We start from the raw sequence: 20,263 nt of genomic DNA on the forward strand, positions 1-20,263 counted from the left end.
GGGTAATGGGGAAAAACAGCAAACACTCTATGTTGCGGTAAACCTAGTTTCTGTACACACAGCTTTTAAAGGTTTATCCCAATGTTCAATTGGTATTTGGGGTAAATAGGCGAAATCAAATAAGATGCCGATAGTTGGCTTGTTTTGCCATTCTGGTGAACTGAGGAGGCGATCGTAATATCCGCCGCCATAGCCTAAACGGTATCCTTGATAATCGCAAGCAACGCTGGGGACAAGTATTAAATCTACCTCATCTGGATTTATTGTGGGTGCATCCGGGCGGGGTTCAATAATGCCATAGGTGCCAATTGCTACAGCGTCCTTGGGAGTCCAACTATGCCAAAACATGGATTTACCAACGCAGCGCGGAAATCCCCAACGGTATTGAGGATGAGCAAATAGCAAACTAATATCGGGTTCTTGGCGAAAACTAAAATATGCCAGTATAGTTTTTGCTTGTGTAAAGAGGACAGAGGTTTGGAGTTGCTGACAGATGCGATCGCTTTTTTCTCTCCATTCTGTCATTGACATTGATTGACGTTTTTTTAAGAGAGTCCGACGTAGTTCTGCTTTTGCTGAAATGTCCACACTTTGAAGCTGTTACTGGATTTGGGAAAATTGGGATTATGCCACAAAACAAACACGTAGGGCATATGCCCTACGTCATTGATAGTTTTGGATATTGGGTTTTAAACCCTTACCCACAATAAATTGCTGGTATATTTTGGGGTATTGTGGGTAATTATAAATTCATTATTTACTAAGTGCTGCTGATTAAGTTATGCAGCGTGTTGGCGATACCATGCAATGGTATTCTTTAGCCCTTGCTCAAAGCTAACTTGGGCTGTGAAATTAAAGGCTTGCTTTGCCCTTTCGGTATCTAAACAACGACGAGGTTGCCCGTTGGGTTTGTCTGTTTCCCAAACAATTTCCCCGTCAAACTCCATCAATTCGCAAATCAGATTAATTAAATCCCGAATGGAGATTTCATAACCTGTGCCCAGATTAACTGGTTCTGAGTCATTGTAGAATTGAGTACCCATAACAATGCCCCGTGCGGCATCTTCAGAATAGAGAAACTCACGGGTAGGACTACCATCACCCCAAACAGGTAGTTGCTTGTCGCCTTTGATTTGGGCCTCGTGGACTTTGCGAATTAAGGCTGGAATCACATGAGAACTTCCGGGGTCAAAGTTATCTTCTGGCCCGTATAAATTTACAGGTAAAAGATAAACACCATTAAAGTTGTACTGCTGGCGATAAGATTGCAGTTGAACTAAAAGGGCTTTCTTAGCTACTCCGTAGGGAGCATTGGTTTCTTCAGGATAGCCATTCCAAAGATCATCTTCTTTGAAAGGCACTGGGGTAAATTTGGGATAAGCGCAGATAGTGCCAACACAGACGAATTTTTCTACTCCAGCTTGATAGGCTGCATGAATTAACTGGGTTCCCATAATCAAGTTGTCGTAGAACAACTCGGCTGGTTTTTCGCGGTTGAGGCCGATACCACCGACGTGCGCCGCTAAGTGGATGACGATATCTTGCTGATCGACTACACGTTGGTTGTTTTCCCAGATCCGCAGATCGCAATCACGCGATCGCGGTACTGTAATTTTCTTTTGATCTGCTCCTGCTTTACACAGCTGATCTATTACCTGACGACCTAGGAAACCCGACCCACCAGTGACGAGAATCCGTTTATTGTTTAATTCTAAGGCAGCCATATTTTTATCCTCAGCGACAGTTGAAATCAAAAGTGGAGCGCACCCAGTTGTTGACGAACAGTCGCAATATCATGCGGTACTGACGAACTATTGCCATTGGGAGAAGTGATACCTAATGCTTGGAGGTCTGCTTCTACCATTAATGCTACAAGTCCCTCAAAGGTAACTGATGGTGTCCAACCCAACTTTTGCCGTGCCTTGGTAGCATCACCAATTAATAACTCTACTTCCGCAGGGCGAAGATAGCGCTCATCAAACTCTACATAATCTTCCCAGCGGAGATTCACATAATTAAATGCTAGTTCTAAAAATTCACGTACTGAGTGGGTTTCACCAGTAGCAATTACATAATCATCTGGTTGCTCTTGCTGCAACATTAGCCACATAGCTTTTACATAATCCTTGGCATAGCCCCAATCCCGTTTGGCATCAAGGTTACCCATATAAAGTTTTTTCTGTTTACCTGCAACAATTTGAGCAACGGCTCTGGTAATCTTACGGGTTACAAAAGTTTCGCCCCGTCGAGGTGATTCGTGGTTAAAAAGTATGCCATTACAAGCAAACAAAGAGTAAGATTCACGATAATTTACTGTTTGCCAGTGGGCATAAACTTTAGCGCAAGCATAAGGACTACGGGGATAAAAAGGTGTGGTCTCGCTCTGGGGTACAGCTTGTACTAAACCATACATCTCCGAAGAACCAGCTTGGTAAAAGCGCACCTCAATTCCAGTACGCTGTTGGTAATCCCGAATGGCTTCCAACAAACGTAATGTTCCCATACCCACTGCATCTACTGTGTATTCTGGTGAATCAAAGCTGACTCTGACATGGGATTGAGCGCCAAGGTTAAAGATTTCTACTGGCTGTACTTCTTCTAAAATGCGGCGTAGGGTCGTCCCATCTGTCAAATCACCATAGTGAAGAAACAACCGCACCCCTTCTTTGTGAGGGTCTTCGTAAATGTGATCAATGCGGTCTGTGTTAAAGGTAGAAGTCCGGCGAATAATACCATGTACCTCGTAACCTTGCTCTAGCAAAAACTCACTCAGATATGAACCATCTTGACCAGTAATACCGGTAATTAATGCTCTTTTCTGCTGCGTCATGCTTAGGGATTCCTTTGTATATTTTGAGTAAAATAGTTACAGCCTAACTGATACAAGCTAGCAGTTAATTGCTAAATTGCCTAATGGGAAACTACTAAATTCTGATTTAGTACGTAAATTTCTCTGTAAATGTATGTACTTAATTTATGATAATTATTAAGTAATTTTACTAATCAAAGCTGAAAATTTTTACTTTTGTGTCTAAAGTTGCCAAAAATCTTTACCAAAACTTTATATAAACGAGAATTTTATTAAATCTAAGTAAATTTCCTCTGGGGGCAGAAGGTGCCCCACAGAATAAACTCTTAAGTATCGTTTCAGTAAGCCCCGTTATTTTTGGGCATAATAACGACATCAACTGTTTTCAAAATTATCCAGAGGTCGAGCCAAAAATTTCTAAATTTCACATAGTGTAAGTCTATTTGAACTCGCCTTGGATAAGGAATGTCATTGCGCCCAGAGACTTGCCATAACCCAGTGATTCCCGGTCGGATAGTTAAAATCTGATCGATATGACAACCGTATTTAGGAAGTTCTTCCGCTACTAAGGGTCGCGGCCCGACAACACTCATATCCCCTTTTAAGACATTCCAGAATTGGGGAAATTCATCTAAGCTAGTAATTCGCAAAAACCGCCCAATTTTTGTAATGCGGGGGTCGTGTTTTAACTTAAAACTACTCTCAAATTCTTGCCGCATCTGGGGGGAAGTCTCCATCATTTGTACGAGCATTTCATCGGCATTGCTCACCATCGTGCGGAACTTAATACAATTAAAGGGTTTGTAGTTTTTACCAACCCTTTCCTGGACATAAAAAATCGGGCCTTCTGAACTCAAAGCGATCAGTAAGGCCAAGATTAAGTACACCGGGAAAAATAAAATCAACACCAACAACGAAAACACAATATCAAACAGTCGCTTGGCAAACTCTCCGTTTAAACCTTGAAAAGACAAACCTTTAGGTTTTAACCTAGGAGCCTTTTTCTGTTGACCACGTTTTGAGAAAGTACGACCAGACGCATTAGCATCTTGCCGTAGGCCTCGCTTGCCGGAGAGGAGTGAGCTCTGGGCAGTCATCATACTCCTTAACAATCCACACCACACATAGTCCCAATCTTAAAGCTAAAAGTAGGTGCTTCTGGGTTTAAATTTCCAAAAGCCTACAAAACAATTCAAAAAATCCTGACCATCACTCCCATGAAGGCGTTTTTTTGCTGCATCGATCTACAAAATCTAGATAGCGATCGCCAAAAACCCGCCGAGAAAATTTACTAGCATGTGTTCGCAAATACTCAGGATTAAATTTGTCTTGATACATTTCAAACTTTTCTACTGCTGTTATTAAAGCAGTTTCTGTTTGTTCGTTAAAGAAGATACCTGTGCCTGTATCGTTCCAGGAACCTATATCTCTGACAGTTTCTAGCGCTCCTCCAGCACCGTAGGCAATAACTGGAGTGCCACAAGCTTGTGCTTCAACTAAGGCAATACCAAAATCTTCACAAGCGGCATACACAAATGCCTTGGCTTTTGCCATATATTTTGTTACTACATCATTCGGTTGCCATCCTAGTATTTGAATATTAGAATTTGCTATCTGGCGAAGATATTTCATTTGCGGGCCTGTACCAATTACTACCAATGGTTTTTTGAGATGATTAAAAGCTTTGACAATTAAGGATACTTGCTTGTAACTCACTAAACGGGAAACTATTAGATAAAAATCTTCTTTGTCAGCCACAAATGGTAATTCTTCTACATTAACTGGTGGATAAATCACAGTTGATGTTCGCCGATAGCAGCGCCAAATTCGCCGAGCTGTGTGCTGCGAATTGGCAATAAAATAATCAACACGATTAGCTGTCAATACATCCCACTGACGCAAACGATGTAGTAAATATCTCGTTACCCATCCAGCTAGACCGTTTCCCAATTTGCTTTGTTGCAGATAATCAAAAGTTAAGTCCCAAGCATAACGCATAGGGCTGTGGCAATAACAAATATGTAATTGGTCAGGAGCAGTAATTACTCCTTTGGCTACAGCGTGGGATGAAGATAGAATTACGTCATACTGCCGCAAATCTAATTGTTCAATAGCCAGTGGTAACAAAGGTAAGTATTTTTGTACACCATTGCGGGCATAGGGAAAGTTTTGCAGGAAAGTTGTGCCAATTTGACGTTGGTATAAATAACTTTCAGGATTTGTGGATTCAAAATTGATTAGCGCATATAAATCAGCATCTATATGCTCCAGAATTGCTTTTACAACTAATTCTGAACCTCCAGTGGCTTTAGGTGTCAGCCATTCATGAATCAGAGCATATTTTAAGGGCACAGCTAACGTGAATAAGTGGAAAATACTGAGATAAATTAATCAGATTAACCAAAAGGTTTTTCCTTGGGATGAAGGAAGAGAAAGCGATCCAGATGAACTCGAAGACGCGATTCTCCAAAAACAGGTTCCAGAGCGATACTGTAACCTGATAACCTCAAATAGGGACTGGGGATTGGGGACTAGAGATTGGGGACTAGGGATTGGGGACTGGGACAACAGATTAAAAATGAGTTTTATACTAGCCTCTAGCCCCTAAGCTTTAGCTCCTAAGTTCTAGCCTCTAATCCTTAGCTAGCCCCTGCATTATTAAAAGAGCTAAGAGGGGAATTCATGCGGATTTTGATTATAGGTGGTACTCGGTTCATTGGTGTTTATCTCACCCAACTGCTAGTAGAACAAGGACATGAGGTGGTGCTGTTCAATCGTGGTAATCGTCCTGCACCGTCTTTACAGGGAGTAGGACAAATTATAGGCGATCGCACTGACGCTACGCAGTTAAAGGCGAAGTTATCACAGGAAAATTTTGATGTCATTTTTGACAATAATGGGCGGGAACTTGCTGATACTCAACCATTGGCAGAAATTTTTCAAGGCCGTGTACAACATTTTGTGTATATGAGTTCTGCTGGAGTATATCTCAAATCTGACCAAATGCCTCATGTGGAAGGTGATGCTGTAGATCCCAAAAGCCGTCATCGGGGTAAGCATGAAACAGAGGCTTACTTAGCTGAATTGGGAATACCCTTTACCTCGATTCGCCCTACCTATATTTATGGGCCGCGTAACTATAACGATTTGGAAAGTTGGTTTTTTGATAGAATTGTCCGCGATCGCCCTATTCCCATTCCGGGAAATGGCTTGTATATTACCCAGCTAGGTCACGTAAAGGATTTAGCAATGGCAATGACTCAAGTTGTGGGTAATCAACAGGCCATAGGGCAAATTTACAATGTCTCAGGCGATCGCTTTGTTACTTTTGATGGTTTAGCCCGTGCTTGTGCACAAGCGGCTGGTAAATCACCTGATGCAGTCAAAATTGTCCATTACGATCCAAAAAAGTTTGATTTTGGTAAGCGCAAAGCTTTTCCCATGCGAGGACAACATTTTTTTGCTTCGGTCAATAAGGCTCAGAGTGAATTAGGTTGGAAACCTGAATATGATTTAATTTCTGGGCTAAATGATTCATTGGAAAATGATTATTTAGCATCTGGGCGAGACAAAACTGAAATTGATTTTTCTGTGGATGAGGAAATTTTACAAGCTTTGTGATCTAGAGATAAACTGCAAATCACATCAATAGTGCTGGGTGAAAAGTTCTGAGTTATCAGTTAAAAGATTGTGCAATGTAAGCTTTTTCTCACTTTTAACTCAGGACTCAGCACTTAGTACTCAACCTAAGCGTCTTCTGATGCGAATTATTACAATATTGATGACACAAATATTTTCTACAATTATGCCTACTTTATTAGTTACCGGAGGAGCCGGATTTATTGGAGCGAATTTTATTCTCCAAGCAATCAAGTCACAATGGGCTAATGTAGTTAATTTAGATAAATTAACTTACGCTAGTAATCTCCAAACCTTAGCAGAAATAGCAAGCAATCCTAACTATCATTTTATTCAAGGTGATATTGGCAATGTCGAGTTAGTCAGTTACCTTTTAGAACAATATCAACCAGATGCAATTATTAATTTTGCAGCCGAAAGTCATGTTGATCGCTCAATACTTAGTCCTCATGACTTTATCCAAACTAATGTAGTTGGGACATTTCAATTATTAGAAGCAAGTAGGCTGTACTGGCAAAAACTCTCATCCACCAAACAACAGCAATTTCGCTTTTTACACGTCTCTACAGATGAGGTATACGGCTCTCTCCAACCTCAAGATCCAGCTTTTCGGGAAGATACTCCCTATGCGCCTAATAGCCCCTATGCTGCATCAAAAGCTGCATCTGACCATTTTGTGCGGGCTTATTATCACACCTATGGACTACCAACTTTAACCACTAATTGCTCAAATAACTACGGCCCGCGTCAGTTCCCAGAAAAACTGATTCCTTTAACTATTCTGAATGCTTTAGATAGTAAACCACTCCCTATATATGGAGATGGTCAAAATGTTCGTGATTGGCTTTATGTGATCGACCACTGTGAGGCTATTTATCTTGTGTTACAACAAGGTAAAGTTGGTGAAACTTATAATATTGGTGGTTTAAATGAACAGGCCAATTTAACAGTTGTAGAAAGAATTTGTGCAATTTTAGATGAGTTAGCGCCCAAATCTAACTCTCATTATTCTTCTTTAATCACTTTTGTTAAAGACCGTCCTGGTCACGACCGGAGATATGCAATTGATTGTAGTAAAATCAGCCGTGATTTAGGTTGGCAACCTCAAGAAAATTTTGACAGTGGTTTATTAAAAACAGTTCAATGGTATCTCAATAACTCGGATTGGGTAAATCAAGTTCGTTCTGGTGACTACCAAAACTGGCTGAAACAAAACTATGAAAATAGAAAATTATAAGTAGATCGGCAAAATTAAAGATAATTAGCTGAGGCTGTCATTAGTTATTTGTCATTTGTCATTAGTAACGTCGGTTTGGGTTGGATAAAACTACAATCCAAAATCCAAAATCCAAAATCCAAAATCTAAAATCTAAAATCTAAAATCTAAAATCTAAAATTCTTATGAAAGGTATTATCTTAGCAGGTGGCTCTGGTACACGTCTTTATCCTCTAACTTATGCTGTTAGTAAACAACTGATGCCGGTGTACGATAAGCCCATGATTTACTATCCCTTATCTGTATTAATGCTGGCAGGGATTCGGGAGATTTTAATTATTTCGACACCTAATGATTTACCATTATTTGAGAAAATCTTAAAAGACGGTAGCCAGTGGGGTTTGCAGTTTAGTTATGTTGCACAACCTCACCCCGAAGGATTAGCCCAAGCGTTTATTTTAGGCAGAGATTTTATTGCTAACGAGCCAGTATGTTTAATTTTAGGTGATAACATTTTTTATGGGCATGGGTTAACAGAAGTTTTAGCTAGGGCTGCTAACCTGCAAGCAGGCGGATTAGTATTTGGGTATCAAGTAAAAGACCCTAGTCAATATGGAGTAATTGAATTTGATAGCAATGGACGGGCAATTAGTATAGAAGAAAAACCTCTACTACCTAAGTCTAAATATGCTGTTCCTGGTATCTACTTTTATGATTCGCAAGTAGTAGAAATTGCTGCTAATCTCAAACCTTCTGCTCGTAACGAATTAGAAATTACTGATTTGAATACAGTTTATTTGCAACAAGGTCAACTACAAGTAGAACTTTTGGGGCGTGGATATGCTTGGCTAGATACGGGAACTCATGAATCACTACATCAGGCTGGTAATTTTATCCAAACACTAGAAGAAAGACAAGGGCTAAAAATAGCTTGTATTGAAGAAATTGCCTATCTTAAAGGATATATTGACTCAAAGCAACTGCGCCATTTAGCTGAACCGATGGCGAAGAGTAGTTATGGCCGTTACTTGATGTCAATTTTAGAAAATGACCAAATTTATCTCACTATGGAGCAGCAAAATAAATTAGACCAATTAGATGATACTATACCTGTTGCTTCATACTATCCATCTTTATCTTTCAATAAATTTTCTGGTTAACTGAGGTAACGATAATGCAAATTACCAAGACGGAAATTCCTGATTTACTAGTCATAGAGCCGCAAATATTTGGAGATGAACGCGGTTTTTTTTATGAAAGCTATAACGAGAAAGTTTGGCAAGAAAAAGTAGGAATTAATCAGCATTTTGTCCAAGACAATCATTCTCGTTCTGGCAAAAATATCTTGCGTGGTTTGCATTATCAAATTCAGCAGCCTCAAGGTAAATTGGTGCGAGTAGTTGTAGGTGCGGTATTTGATGTAGCAGTAGATTTAAGAAACAGCTCCAAAACTTTTGGTCAATGGGTTGGTACAGATTTAACAGCCGAAAATAAACGTCTGCTTTGGATACCACCAGGTTTTGCTCACGGCTTTTTAGTACTTTCTGAATATGCAGAATTTTTGTACAAAACTACAGAATATTATGCTCCGCAGCATGAACGCACTATTGTGTGGAATGACCCTGATTTAGCGATCGCCTGGCCAATTGCAGCAGAACCAATCTTATCGGCTAAAGATAAAGCTGGTAAGCTGTTTCGAGACGCAGAGGTATATCCATGAGAATCTTATTAACAGGGGTAACTGGACAAGTCGGTTGGGAATTACAACGCACCCTCATGACTTTCGGTGAAGTAATAACTGTAGAACGTAGCGCCAGTCATCCCAGTTTACAAATAGATTTAGCCCAACCTGAGACTATTCGCCGCATCATTAGAGAGATAAAACCTGATTTAATTATCAATCCAGCGGCTTACACAGCAGTAGATAAAGCAGAATCAGAACCAGATTTAGCAATGGCGATTAATGGAATTGCACCAGGTATCATCGCTGAAGAAGCAAAGCGAATAGGTGCAGCTGTAATTCACTATTCCACAGATTATGTATTTGATGGCAATAAAACTACTGCATATACTGAGCAAGACCAACCAAATCCCCAAAATATCTACGGTAAAACAAAACTAGCAGGCGAACAGGCGATCGCATCTGTTGACGTACCGCATTTAATTTTACGCACAAGTTGGGTTTATAGCCTACGCGGAAAGAATTTTTTACTGACGATGTTAAGGCTAGCTCAAGAACGGGAAGAAATTCGAGTTGTAGATGACCAAATTGGCGCGCCTACTTGGAGTCGCATGATTGCTGAAGCTACAGCCCAAATTATTTCCCAAGCTTCACAAAATATATCTGAATTTTTAGCAGCTAAAGGTGGAATATATCATTTAACTGCAAGTGGTAAGACTAGCTGGTATGGATTTGCCAAAGCAATTTTTGAACTTGAGGACAAAAAAAGCGATCGCAAACTGCAAAGGTTGATTGCAATTCCCTCTCAAGAATATCCCACACCAGCCACTAGACCAGCTTATTCTCTATTAGGTAGTCAAAAATTATCTGATAATTTTGGATTGGTATTACCAGATTGGCAAAGAAGTTTAGAGTTAGTACTGGTTAAAAATAACAGCTAAATAGAGTTTGAGAATAATAATCAAGCAATTTGAAGCGTGCTAGGTTCAGGGATAGACTCACCTTCAGCTTGCCAACCTTCCAAGTACATTTCTATTACTTCCTCGCCGTTACGAATTGCTTCCTCACGAGTTTTGCCGTGAGTACAAGGCATGATCACGCGATCAGCAAACTCTGGGATTGTTACTAGAAAAAGCTGATCTTCATCAGACCATTGAATAATCATGCTGTATCGACTCATAAATCCTCATCCTCTCTTAACTCTTCCAGTTCAGCTAATAATCGTGCTAACTGCTTCTCTAAATAAAGCGGTACATCATCTCCATCTTTACCTGGAATTGTCAGTGTCTTTCTGAGCAAAGGATGTCGCCAGCGTTCATGGCTTCCTTTTCCGCGCTTGGGCAGATAAACAAATCCTTCACGTGCAATTTGAGCTTTTAACTCCCGAATCTTTCTGGGCATGGATTTTGTTTACTTATCCATCCTATTTTCTCATTTATTGATTTTATCAGGCAAATTTCTGTAAATTTGCTGATTCCAAAGAGGAGGAATTTACGTAAATACTGGCTGAAATGCGATCGCAACTTACAGAATAGTACAAGAACAGGCGATCGCTCTCACTTTAGTTATGCAACGCAAGCATTTTAAACGCTACCTACTGATATTCTGGGCGACAGTTTTAGCTGTCTGGGTAACTATCATTCCTGCTAGGATAGCGATCGCTTCTTACCAAGCTCCCATACCACAGGCAATTTTTGTCCTGGGAGGTAATCCAGAACGCATGGAATTTGCAGCTAAATTTTGGCAGGTTCACCAGAATTTAGATATTTGGGTTTCTGATTTTGAATCTGGTCTAGATTTTAACCGCAGCATTTTTGCACAATTTGGGATTCCTGATGAACGCTTGCGGTTGGATGGTCGCGCCACAGATACAGTAACTAATTTCACGACACTAGCAGCAGATTTTGCTCGCCAGAAGTTACAGCATCTTTATCTGATTACATCGGATTATCACATGAGGCGAGCCAGAGCGATCGCAACTATTGTTTTAGGTAGCCAGGGAATTACAGTCACCCCAATCGCAGTACCTTCAAAATTATACCGAGCAGAATCACTGCAGCGAGTCTTGCGAGATTGTGGGCGATCGCTCTTGTGGATTTTTACTGGCAAAAGTGGGTCAAGTTTAAATCCTCACCTTGATAGGTAAAGTTTGGTAATTGGTAATGGGTAATTGGTAATTGGTAATGGGAATTTATTTCCTTGTCCCCAGTCCCTAATCCCCAGTCCCCAATCCCCAATCCCCAACCTCACGATTTCACAGCCTGAACAGGTGGCATATTCAAATCTTTAGCTAAACCTACTGTTTTTAAGCACCAAATCGCCCACCAAGTAATGTCAATCTCCCACCAGCGCCAGCCACACTTAACGACATGGGGATATGCATGGTGATTGTTGTGCCATCCCTCGCCATAGGTGAGAATAGCAGCCCACCAAAGATTACGGGAGTTATCGTTAATTTCAAAGGTGCGGTATCCCCACATATGGGTGACTGAGTTAATCAGCCAGGTTGTATGCCAGAGAACAACGGCTCTAACGAATACGCCATACACGACAAAAGACCAACCACCCAGTGCATACAGCAACAATGCTACTGGTAGTTGTAGTATTAAAAAGTTGCGATTTAGCCAGCGATAAAAGGGATCTCGTACTAAATCGGGTGCAAATCGCTGGTAGTAGTCATAATTGAAGAACTCTGCACGGGGATAAAAAATCCACATCATGTGACTCCACCAGAAACCTTTGCGGGCGGAGTATGGGTCTTTTTCCTCGTCTTCAGTATGAGCATGGTGCAAACGGTGTCCAGCCGCCCAAAAGATAGGGCCGCCTTGTAATGATAGGGCACCCAAAATTGCGATCGCATACTCTAAAAATCTCGGCACTTTAAAGCTACGATGGCTTAAAAGTCGGTGATAGCCTAAGCAAACTCCAATACTACCAAATAGCCAGTGTAGGAAAAGAGCAACGCCTACAGCAGACCAAGAAAAAAACCAGGGAGCCAAAAAAGCCAATGCATGAATAACTCCAAAAAATAACACACTCAGCCAATCAAGACGCAAAGGTTGGTCTTTTTCAGGCAAATTTTGTAAATTTAATCTCACGAATACTTTCCTCAAGCACAAAATATAGGGGACTGGGGATTGGGGGATGGGGGAGATGAGGGTGATGAGGGGGATGAGGGAGAAATTCCCATTACTCATTACTCATTACTCATTACTCATTACCAATTACCAATTACCAATTACCAATTACCAAATTTCTAAATACTGTAATCCAGCACTACCTCTGGTACTGCATTACTACGATGAGTATGTTCTGTGCTACCAACTTTATATTGGCGAGTAATTAAATCGAAAATATGCTCACCAACTACTGCTTTCACATCTGCTTCTAACTCATGAACGAGATTTGCATTTAAAGTAAAAGCATGGTTGGCTTCGTCTACAATTTTGAGAATCATTGACTCATCTACAGGCAAGGAATTTAACGCTTGACGGTATTGTTCTTTAAATATCCGCTTATTTTCAGGGGTAGGAATTTGGTCAAATTCATAAATGGCAGTACCCTGAACCGTAGGTAAATCCATTGCTGAACGAGCAATTTTTCTTAATGCTTGTCCACCTGATAAATCTCCTAAATAGCGGGTATAGGCATGAGCAATCAACAACTCTGGTTGCGTATTTGCTACTTCATGAATGCAATCAACATATTCTTGAGCTGCCTTAGAAGGAGCTATCAACTTCCACCAGTTTTCACCGTAATAGAAAGCTAAATCTTTCTCTAAATTTGCTTGACGATTCAGTTCTGCAAAGTACATTAAACCGACAACTGAATGATACTGATGGCGTTTTAATTCTGCTTCTAAAGCGCTGTAAATGAAGTAGAGATTCGCTAGGAATTTACGAAAAAAGCTCTTTTCGACAATTCCTTGGAGAAAGCATTTCATAAACGCGGTATTTTCTGCACTTGTGTGAGAATGTTTAGTACCTTCTCGCAAGCGCATATCTAAATGGCTGCTCATAATGAATGCCCATGAAGAGAAAATAAGGACTTATATAAATTCGTAATTCGTAATTCGTAATTCGTAATTCGTAATTCGTAATTCGCAATTCGTAATTTAAAAAGTCCGATTTGATTGAGGTTTTACAGTTTAAATTCGTTGATCCAGCGTATTTCAGGTAAATAAGGTACGCAGGTAGGGGCATGGCATTGCCATGCCCTTACAATTATCTATGCTCACCTACTTGCAATCTGTTGATATATTGCAGAGGATTGATATTACGCAACTGGCATTTTGCTTTTTTGGGGAAATATTTTTCTTTCTCCCCTGGCCTCTGCCTTTTCAGTTACACTTTACCTAACAGTTTTACTCGCCCAATCTTGAGGTTGTAGAAAGATTTCGGTGAGTTGTGCTTCTGGTGAACCGGGTTCTGGCTGATAGCAATATTCCCAGCGTGTGAGTGGTGGTAGGGACATTAATATAGATTCGGCTCTACCATCGGTTTGTAGTCCGAAAACTGTTCCTCTGTCGTATACCAAGTTAAATTCTACGTAACGACCGCGACGGTATAGTTGGAATTGGCGTTGGCGATCGCTATATTCAGTGTTTTGGCGGCGGTTTACAATTGGCAAATAAGCAGGTAAAAATGCTTTACCGCAGCTTTGCACAAAGGCAAATAAATCTTCCCAATTACGTGTAACTTTTCCTACTTGCTGACTGTACAATGCGGCTGGAGTGTCCGTTTGGGAAGTCACATATAGGTTACTATTACCATCTTGATAGTCAAAGAATATACCGCCAATCCCTCTTTGTTCTTGGCGATGGCGCAAGTGAAAGTATTCATCACACCAGAGTTTGAAGGCTGGATAATACTCTGGATGGTGTGGATCGCAAGCAGCTTTTAAGGTTTGATGGAAATGAATCGCATCTTCGGCGAAGGGATAGTAAGGTGTTAAATCTGCGCCGCCACCAAACCACCAAATTGGGCCTGCTTCAAAGTAGCGATAGTTAAGGTGTACCGTTGGTACGTAAGGATTGCGAGGATGCAGCACCATCGAGGTTCCAGTGGCAAAAAACTGATGTCCGGCTGCTTCTGGGCGTTGAGTCAAAATTGAAGGAGGTAAGTTATCACCCCAAACTTCCGAAAAGTTGACACCACCTTGTTCAAACACTCGCCCTTCCCGAATCACACGGGTACGTCCTTCACCACCAGCTTTGCGTTCCCACCTGTCTTCACGAAATGTGGCTTCGCCATCGAGTTGTTCTAAGCCGCTGCAAATTTCATCCTGGATGTTTTGCATAAACTGCTTCACCCGTTCGCGTGAATCTGCGGGTGGTACGTTTGCTGCATTGACAGCAGGTGTTAGCACTACTGTGTGATTTTTGGTTTCCTGAGAACGATTGTCTGAATGACGACCCATACTGAATCTCTCTTCAACTCTTAGTAAGCCTGATTACTTTCTCAAATTACTTTATAGTTATTGAGTTATTTTATTACAGGTCAGTTGAAAAACTTAACAAATGGGATGGGGCATTGGGCATGGGTAATGAGTAATGAGTAATGAGTAATGAGTAATGGGAATTTCTCCCTCATCCCTCTGCTCTCCTAGTCCCCAGTCCCTAGTCCCCAGTCCCCAGTCCCCAGTCCCCAGTCCCCAATCCCCAAATAAAGGATTGTAAATCTTTTACCCCCGGGGCTAGTCAAACAATTACACTTATCATAACTTGATAGTTATGTGATTGTTAAGCTAACTACCGGAGAACTCATGGTTAATACCTTATCCCAGTCTGCACCTAAAGAACCGAAGCAGGGAATTAAAGCACCAAGCAAAGAAACCGTATTGACTCCCCGGTTTTACACTACAGATTTTGAAAAAGCGGCTAGTCTGGATCTCTCTGCTCAGGACACGGAGTTGCAGGCGATGCTAGCAGAAATGCGGGCAGATTACAATCGTCACCATTTTGTACGGGATGAGGCGTTTGCACAGTCTTGGGAACATATTGAAGCGGAAGCACGCCAGTCTTTTATTGAGTATTTGGAACGTTCTTGTATTTCTGAGTTCTCTGGATTTTTGCTGTTTAAAGAACTTTCGCGCAAGCTGAAAAATCGCAATCCTCTGTTGTCGGAAATGTTTAATTTGATGGCGCGTGATGAAGCGCGTCATGCAGGATTTTTGAATAAAGCTATGGGCGATTTTAAATTGTCGCTGGATTTGGCTGATATTACTAAAAGACGCACCTATACTTTTTTCCCGATTGAGTGGGTAATTTACACAGTTTATCTATCAGAAAAAATTGGCTATTGGCGTTACATCATTATTTATCGCCATTTGCAAAAACACCCAGAAAACCAGTTTTATCCAATTTTCCGCTACTTTGAAAGCTGGTGTCAGGATGAAAACCGTCATGGGGATATTTTCAAAGCTTTATTACGCTCTCAACCTCAATTGTGGAAAACTTGGAAATCTAGACTGTGGAGTCGCTTTTTCTTGTTATCGGTATTTGCTACCCACACTTTAACAGTTCACGAACGAGCAGGATTTTATCATTCATTAGGGCTGGATGCGAGAGAATTTGACCGCCAAGTTGTTTGCGAAACTAATGAAACTGCTGGCCGTGCTTTTCCGGTGATGTTAAATACCGAACATCCCAAGTTTTTCTCGCGTTTGCATCGCTGCTCGGATTACAATTTAAAATTGGTGGAAATTGACCGCAGTTCTCAGCCGAAATTTGTGAAATTAATTCGGAAAATCCCCTTTGTGACGGCTATTGTTTGGAATTTATTGCTACTTTACTTGATTAAACCAATTGATACCGAAGCTTTGCGGGGACAAGTTTGTTAGATATAGCGGTTATCGGTTGAGTGCAATACATTCGGGAGGGCATGGTAGTGCCAAGCCCCTACAAGGGACGATATAATCTTGTATTACATTTAAACCAGAAGCACTATATTTGAGGCGATCGCACTTTAGCATTTCGGGAAAACAAGTTTACTCGTGCAACCCTATACCATGTAGAGATTGTTCCACAGTCTCTACATTTTTTTTACGTCTGAAGAAAACACTTAAACATTAACATTGAAGGTAATTGCAAGAACCCTGAAGTTGATTCTGGGTACGCGAAACACCGAAACGTCAACCCTGAAGTTGATTCCGGGAACCCTGAAGTTGATTCTGGGTGCGCGAAACACGGAAACGTCAACCCTGATGTTGATTCTGGGAACCCTGCAGTTGATTCTGGGTGCGCGAAACACGGAAACGTTAACCCTGAAGTTGATTACGGGAACCCTGCAGTTGATTCCAGGAACCCTGAAATTGCTACACAAAAAATGGATTAATTGTTATTGCGATCGCACTTTTACACCATATTTCAGGTAAATGACCTATGCGGGTAGGTACAAAAGCCCTCGCCCTCATCCCCTCACCCCTTCTCCCGCAGGAGAAGGGGAACTAAATCTCTTGCTCCCCTCTCCTGGTGGGAGAGGGGCTGGGGGTGAGGGCGAAACCTTGCAAATAAGCGGGTTTCACGTTAATTTGACACCAATGGGCACTGCCATGCCCTTAAAATTATCTGTACCTCACAACTTACAATCCGCTGTCAATTGCTGTTGTGGAAAAGCGATCGCACTTTTGGAATTAGGCTGTAATTGCGATCGCACTTTGAAATAGGTGTAGTGAAGGTGCGATCGCTTTTTTCATGTAGCAGCTTTTTTCATTACGAATTAGGAATTGCAAACTACGAATTACAAATTATTATTGCTCATTCTGCAAGCCCTTCATATCATCATCTGTAATTTGATTCTTTGCATTCACTCCTTGTTCCAACCGAAATGGAGTTTGGCACGTTGGCAAATCTGCTAAAACCACCGGATGTTTAATTAGATAATCATTCAGCAATTGACAACCACTGCGTAATAAATCATCGAAGTCTAAATTCCATAAAATTATCGTTTTGTCACTACTACCAGAAGCCAATTTTTGCCCATCCGGGCTGAAGACGACGCTAGTAATGTAACTGCTATTCCTGGTGAGGGTTTTGATAACTTTGCTGGTGGTTATATCCCAGATTTTGATGGTTTTGTCACTACTACCAGAAGCTAACTTTTGCCCATCAGGGCTAAAGACTACGCTACTGACGTAACTGCTATGTCCAGCCAGGGTTTTGAGTAATTTACCTGTGGTTATATCCCAAATTTTGATGGTGCTATCAGCACTACCAGAAGCCAACTTTTGACCATCAGGGCTGAAGACTACGCTACTGACGTAACTGCTATGCCCAGTCAGGGTTTTGAGCAATTTGCCTGTGGTCAGATCCCAGATTTTGATGGTTTTGTCAGCACTACCAGAAGCCAACTTTTGCCCATCCGGGCTGAAAGCGACGCTATTGATTGGGCTGCTATGCCCAGTCAGGGTGTTGAGCAATTTGCCTGTGGTCAGATCCCAGATTTTGATGGTTTTGTCAGCACTACCAGAAGCCAACTTTTGCCCATCCGGGCTGAAGGCGACGCTATTAACCGGACTGTTATGCCCAGTTAGGGTGTTGAGCAATTTACCTGTGGTCAGATCCCAGATTTTGATGTTGTAATCAGCACTACCAGAAGCCAACTTTTGCCCATCCGGGCTGAAAGCGACGCTATTGACTGGGCTGTTATGCCCAGTTAGGGTGTTGAGGAATTTACCTGTGGTCAGATCCCAAATTTTGATGTTGTAATCAGCACTACCAGAAGCCAACTTTTGCCCATCCGGGCTGAAGGCGACGCTATTGACCGAGCTGTTATGCCCAGTTAGGGTGTTGAGGAATTTACCTGTGGTCAGATCCCAGATTTTGATGGTGTTATCAGCACTACCAGAAGCCAACTTTTGCCCCCCACGGCTGAAACTAATACTCTTGACCTCATTGCTATGCCCAGTTAGGGTTTTGAGCACCTGGCCTGTGGCGATATCCCAAATTTTGATGGTGTTATCAGCACTACCAGAAGCTAACTTTTGCCCATCAGGGCTGAAGACTACGCTAATGACTCCACTGCTATGCCCATTCAGGGTTTTGAGCAATTTGCCTGTGGTCATATCCCAAATTTTGATGGTGTTGTCACTACTGCCAAAAGCCAACTTTTGACTATCAGGGCTGAATACTACGCTACTGACGTAATTGCTATGCCCAGCCAGGGTGTTGAGCAATTTGCCTGTGGTTATATCCCAAATTTTGATGGTGTTATCAGCACTACCAGAAGCCAACTTTTGACCATCAAGGTTGAAGACTACGCTACTGACATAACTGCTATGTCCAGTTAGGGTTTTGAGCAATTTGCCTGTGGTCATATCCCAGATTTTGATGGTTTTGTCAGCACTACCAGAAGCCAACTTTTGCCCATCAGAGCTAACGGCGACGCTATTGATTGGGCTGCTATGCCCAGTTAGGGTGTTGAGCAATTTGCCTGTGGTCATATCCCAGATTTTGATGGTTTTGTCAGCACTACCAGAAGCCAACTTTTGCCCATCAGAGCTGAAAGCGACACTATTGATTGGGCTGTTATGCCCAGTTAGGGTGTTGAGCAATTTACCTGTGGTCATATCCCAAATTTTGATGGTTTTGTCAGCACTACCAGAAGCCAACTTTTGCCCATCACGGCTGAAGGCGACGCTATTGACCGGGCTATCTCCTTTTAAAGTATTAACTTCTATAGCTCGATTTTCTTTTGGCTCGTTGGGTTGCAAATAAACTGCTTGCTGTAATGTTGTCACAGTTCGCATTTGGGTAAAAGTGTCTTTTGTTTTACCATCTATAGATTTGAGTTTTCCTCCAGCTTTTAAAGCCTCAATTAAGGCATCTGGATATTGTCCAGAAACGGAAAATGCCTCAGAAGAATTTGTTAGGGCATTGATTTCACTTATAGCCGCTTTTCTGGCTGAATCCCATGCTATAACTGCTAACCCAGCCAATACTAATCCGGCTGCAACTGAACCCATCAGGGCGCGTTTAAGAAAACTATTAAGTTTGGCTTCACTAATTTTTCTTTGCCTTCTTTCTGCTTTCAGTTCCGCCATCAACTGTCTCAATTTTTTTACTTGCTCTCTTTCCTTCTCAAGTTCCGCCATGACTTGCGTTAACTTTGGTTCCTGTTGTTGACGGATAAAGGTGGCTAAATAATCATGCACGAGTTGATAACGGTCTGCGGGGCTTTCTGGTAATAAAACAACTAAGCCAGATTTTACAAAAATCTCTAAGACCAAATCTAATTTATTGCTGTCTGTAGCAATATCTGACACTAATACTTGCAAATCTCGTTCTAGTTCAGCGCGAGTCTTTAGGGGGCGAGTTCCTTTGTCATCGGTAAGCAAATAAAGCAACAATTCTGCTGCTGGCTGATTTTCTGTACCGCAGTCATCAACTACCTCTCTTAAGTAACGCTTCACTAGTTCTTGTTTAGCGTTATTCCCAAGTTCTTCATACTTCGCCAGAGTGGTGATATTTTCAGTTTGTAGTTGTGCGCCTACTACCTGCAACTCAATAGGGCGAACTTCTCCCAGTTCTTCTGCTAAATCTTGAACTAGTTTGTCAATTAAAGCAGGTTCTAAATTAAAGGTAGTATGTTGAATTAAGCACTGAATAATTGCCTTAGCATCTATCGGCGAAAAATTCCCCAACTCATAAAGCACATGATTGCTGAGAATATCATTGCCAATAATCTTCAGGCTCAGTAGGCGATTGCATTCCAGCAAATAATGCAAGTAATCTATCCGCAGTGACAAGATAACTTTGACAGAGAGGATGTTCAGACATTCTCCCAAGAACTCAAAAAACTGCCGTCTTTGCTTTGGTTCTGAGTAAACGAAGAAAAATTCTTCAAATTGGTCAAAAATTAATATAGTTCGCAGGTTGCGTTGTGCATTTTCCCGCAGTTTGGTGATTAGGGCGAGAGGG

General features: G+C 41.5%; 18 protein-coding genes. 7 read left to right on the plus strand and 11 right to left on the minus strand.

The annotated features are described in order from the left end of the window. Nucleotides 1–27 precede the first annotated feature (27 nt). The 5 genes from AACU25_RS33105 to AACU25_RS33125 all read right to left on the minus strand — a co-directional run bounded on the left by AACU25_RS33105 (nt 28) and on the right by AACU25_RS33125 (nt 5,161). Nucleotides 28–588, minus strand: coding sequence for a 5-formyltetrahydrofolate cyclo-ligase (locus tag AACU25_RS33105; RefSeq protein WP_321206613.1), 561 nt, complete (start codon nt 586–588; stop codon nt 28–30). 191 nt (nt 589–779) lie between these two features. Then, on the minus strand, nt 780–1,724 hold the full coding sequence (locus AACU25_RS33110) for a GDP-L-fucose synthase family protein (protein WP_096582975.1): 945 nt from the start codon (nt 1,722–1,724) through the stop codon (nt 780–782). 26 nt (nt 1,725–1,750) lie between these two features. Next, on the minus strand, nt 1,751–2,830 hold the full coding sequence (gmd, locus tag AACU25_RS33115) for a GDP-mannose 4,6-dehydratase (protein ID WP_096582977.1): 1,080 nt from the start codon (nt 2,828–2,830) through the stop codon (nt 1,751–1,753). Between the two features lie 317 nt (nt 2,831–3,147). Next, entirely contained in the window at nt 3,148–3,906 is a 759-nt protein-coding gene (locus AACU25_RS33120; protein ID WP_096582979.1) for an undecaprenyl-phosphate galactose phosphotransferase family protein, read from the minus strand. A gap of 112 nt (nt 3,907–4,018) precedes the next feature. Further along, the gene (locus AACU25_RS33125) at nt 4,019–5,161 is read right to left on the minus strand and encodes a glycosyltransferase (protein WP_096582980.1); all 1,143 of its coding nucleotides are present in this window, start codon (nt 5,159–5,161) and stop codon (nt 4,019–4,021) included. Between the two features lie 330 nt (nt 5,162–5,491). Between AACU25_RS33125 and AACU25_RS33130 the strand changes: the two genes are divergently transcribed. From AACU25_RS33130 to rfbD, 5 genes are all read left to right on the plus strand, one after another. Beyond that, the gene (locus AACU25_RS33130) at nt 5,492–6,430 is read left to right on the plus strand and encodes an NAD-dependent epimerase/dehydratase family protein (RefSeq protein ID WP_096582982.1); all 939 of its coding nucleotides are present in this window, start codon (nt 5,492–5,494) and stop codon (nt 6,428–6,430) included. A gap of 184 nt (nt 6,431–6,614) precedes the next feature. After that, nucleotides 6,615–7,685, plus strand: a complete 1,071-nt coding sequence (gene rfbB / locus AACU25_RS33135) for a dTDP-glucose 4,6-dehydratase (RefSeq protein WP_096584394.1) — start codon at nt 6,615–6,617, stop codon at nt 7,683–7,685. Nucleotides 7,686–7,849: 164 nt separating this feature from the next. After that, entirely contained in the window at nt 7,850–8,824 is a 975-nt protein-coding gene (rfbA, locus tag AACU25_RS33140; protein ID WP_096582984.1) for a glucose-1-phosphate thymidylyltransferase RfbA, read from the plus strand. Nucleotides 8,825–8,838: 14 nt separating this feature from the next. Next, on the plus strand, nt 8,839–9,384 hold the full coding sequence (rfbC, locus tag AACU25_RS33145; protein WP_096582986.1) for a dTDP-4-dehydrorhamnose 3,5-epimerase: 546 nt from the start codon (nt 8,839–8,841) through the stop codon (nt 9,382–9,384). After that, on the plus strand, nt 9,381–10,286 hold the full coding sequence (gene rfbD, locus AACU25_RS33150; protein ID WP_096582988.1) for a dTDP-4-dehydrorhamnose reductase: 906 nt from the start codon (nt 9,381–9,383) through the stop codon (nt 10,284–10,286). The genes rfbC and rfbD overlap by 4 nt, the downstream gene beginning before the upstream one ends. Before the next feature lie 20 nt (nt 10,287–10,306). Here the strand turns inward: rfbD and AACU25_RS33155 are convergent, their stop codons facing one another. Together AACU25_RS33155 and AACU25_RS33160 are read right to left on the minus strand one after the other, a co-directional pair. Beyond that, on the minus strand, nt 10,307–10,525 hold the full coding sequence (locus tag AACU25_RS33155; protein WP_045870016.1) for a type II toxin-antitoxin system HicB family antitoxin: 219 nt from the start codon (nt 10,523–10,525) through the stop codon (nt 10,307–10,309). Continuing rightward, complete coding sequence (locus AACU25_RS33160; protein ID WP_096582990.1) at nt 10,522–10,746, minus strand: type II toxin-antitoxin system HicA family toxin; 225 nt, start codon at nt 10,744–10,746, stop codon at nt 10,522–10,524. Before AACU25_RS33160 ends, AACU25_RS33155 begins: the two co-directional genes overlap by 4 nt. Nucleotides 10,747–10,912: 166 nt before the next feature. Here AACU25_RS33160 and AACU25_RS33165 point away from each other — a divergent pair, with 166 nt between their 5' ends. Beyond that, a complete protein-coding gene (locus tag AACU25_RS33165) occupies nt 10,913–11,491 on the plus strand; it encodes a YdcF family protein (RefSeq protein ID WP_096582992.1) in 579 nt (192 codons plus the stop codon). Nucleotides 11,492–11,591: 100 nt separating this feature from the next. On the opposite strand, the gene AACU25_RS33170 is transcribed toward AACU25_RS33165, so the two are convergent. The 3 genes from AACU25_RS33170 to hemF form a co-directional block, all read right to left on the minus strand. Then, nucleotides 11,592–12,443, minus strand: coding sequence for an acyl-CoA desaturase (locus AACU25_RS33170; RefSeq protein WP_321206612.1), 852 nt, complete (start codon nt 12,441–12,443; stop codon nt 11,592–11,594). A 158-nt stretch (nt 12,444–12,601) separates the two neighbouring features. Beyond that, nucleotides 12,602–13,363, minus strand: a complete 762-nt coding sequence (locus AACU25_RS33175; protein WP_096582996.1) for a biliverdin-producing heme oxygenase — start codon at nt 13,361–13,363, stop codon at nt 12,602–12,604. A gap of 332 nt (nt 13,364–13,695) precedes the next feature. Beyond that, the gene (hemF, locus tag AACU25_RS33180; protein ID WP_096582998.1) at nt 13,696–14,763 is read right to left on the minus strand and encodes an oxygen-dependent coproporphyrinogen oxidase; all 1,068 of its coding nucleotides are present in this window, start codon (nt 14,761–14,763) and stop codon (nt 13,696–13,698) included. A gap of 345 nt (nt 14,764–15,108) precedes the next feature. Between hemF and acsF the strand changes: the two genes are divergently transcribed. Beyond that, a complete protein-coding gene (gene acsF / locus AACU25_RS33185) occupies nt 15,109–16,185 on the plus strand; it encodes a magnesium-protoporphyrin IX monomethyl ester (oxidative) cyclase (protein ID WP_096583000.1) in 1,077 nt (358 codons plus the stop codon). Nucleotides 16,186–17,094: 909 nt separating this feature from the next. Here acsF and AACU25_RS33190 read toward each other — a convergent pair. Next, nucleotides 17,095–20,263: WD40 repeat domain-containing protein (locus AACU25_RS33190; RefSeq protein ID WP_339382095.1), on the minus strand; the 3,169-nt coding region annotated here is incomplete at its 5' end.

It is taken from the genome of Tolypothrix tenuis PCC 7101 (assembly GCF_963874875.1).
GTDB classification, from domain to species: domain Bacteria; phylum Cyanobacteriota; class Cyanobacteriia; order Cyanobacteriales; family Nostocaceae; genus Aulosira; species Aulosira tenue.

Coding starts and splice junctions, on each gene's coding strand:
- AACU25_RS33110 (WP_096582975.1), bottom strand. CDS start 1,724: ATGGCTGCCTTAGAATTAAACAATAAACGGATTCTCGTCACTGGTGGG.
- gmd (WP_096582977.1), bottom strand. CDS start 2,830: ATGACGCAGCAGAAAAGAGCATTAATTACCGGTATTACTGGTCAAGAT.
- AACU25_RS33120 (WP_096582979.1), bottom strand. CDS start 3,906: ATGACTGCCCAGAGCTCACTCCTCTCCGGCAAGCGAGGCCTACGGCAA.
- AACU25_RS33130 (WP_096582982.1), top strand. CDS start 5,492: ATGCGGATTTTGATTATAGGTGGTACTCGGTTCATTGGTGTTTATCTC.
- rfbB (WP_096584394.1), top strand. CDS start 6,615: ATGCCTACTTTATTAGTTACCGGAGGAGCCGGATTTATTGGAGCGAAT.
- rfbA (WP_096582984.1), top strand. CDS start 7,850: ATGAAAGGTATTATCTTAGCAGGTGGCTCTGGTACACGTCTTTATCCT.
- rfbC (WP_096582986.1), top strand. CDS start 8,839: ATGCAAATTACCAAGACGGAAATTCCTGATTTACTAGTCATAGAGCCG.
- rfbD (WP_096582988.1), top strand. CDS start 9,381: ATGAGAATCTTATTAACAGGGGTAACTGGACAAGTCGGTTGGGAATTA.
- AACU25_RS33155 (WP_045870016.1), bottom strand. CDS start 10,525: ATGAGTCGATACAGCATGATTATTCAATGGTCTGATGAAGATCAGCTT.
- AACU25_RS33160 (WP_096582990.1), bottom strand. CDS start 10,746: ATGCCCAGAAAGATTCGGGAGTTAAAAGCTCAAATTGCACGTGAAGGA.
- AACU25_RS33165 (WP_096582992.1), top strand. CDS start 10,913: ATGCAACGCAAGCATTTTAAACGCTACCTACTGATATTCTGGGCGACA.
- AACU25_RS33175 (WP_096582996.1), bottom strand. CDS start 13,363: ATGAGCAGCCATTTAGATATGCGCTTGCGAGAAGGTACTAAACATTCT.
- hemF (WP_096582998.1), bottom strand. CDS start 14,763: ATGGGTCGTCATTCAGACAATCGTTCTCAGGAAACCAAAAATCACACA.
- acsF (WP_096583000.1), top strand. CDS start 15,109: ATGGTTAATACCTTATCCCAGTCTGCACCTAAAGAACCGAAGCAGGGA.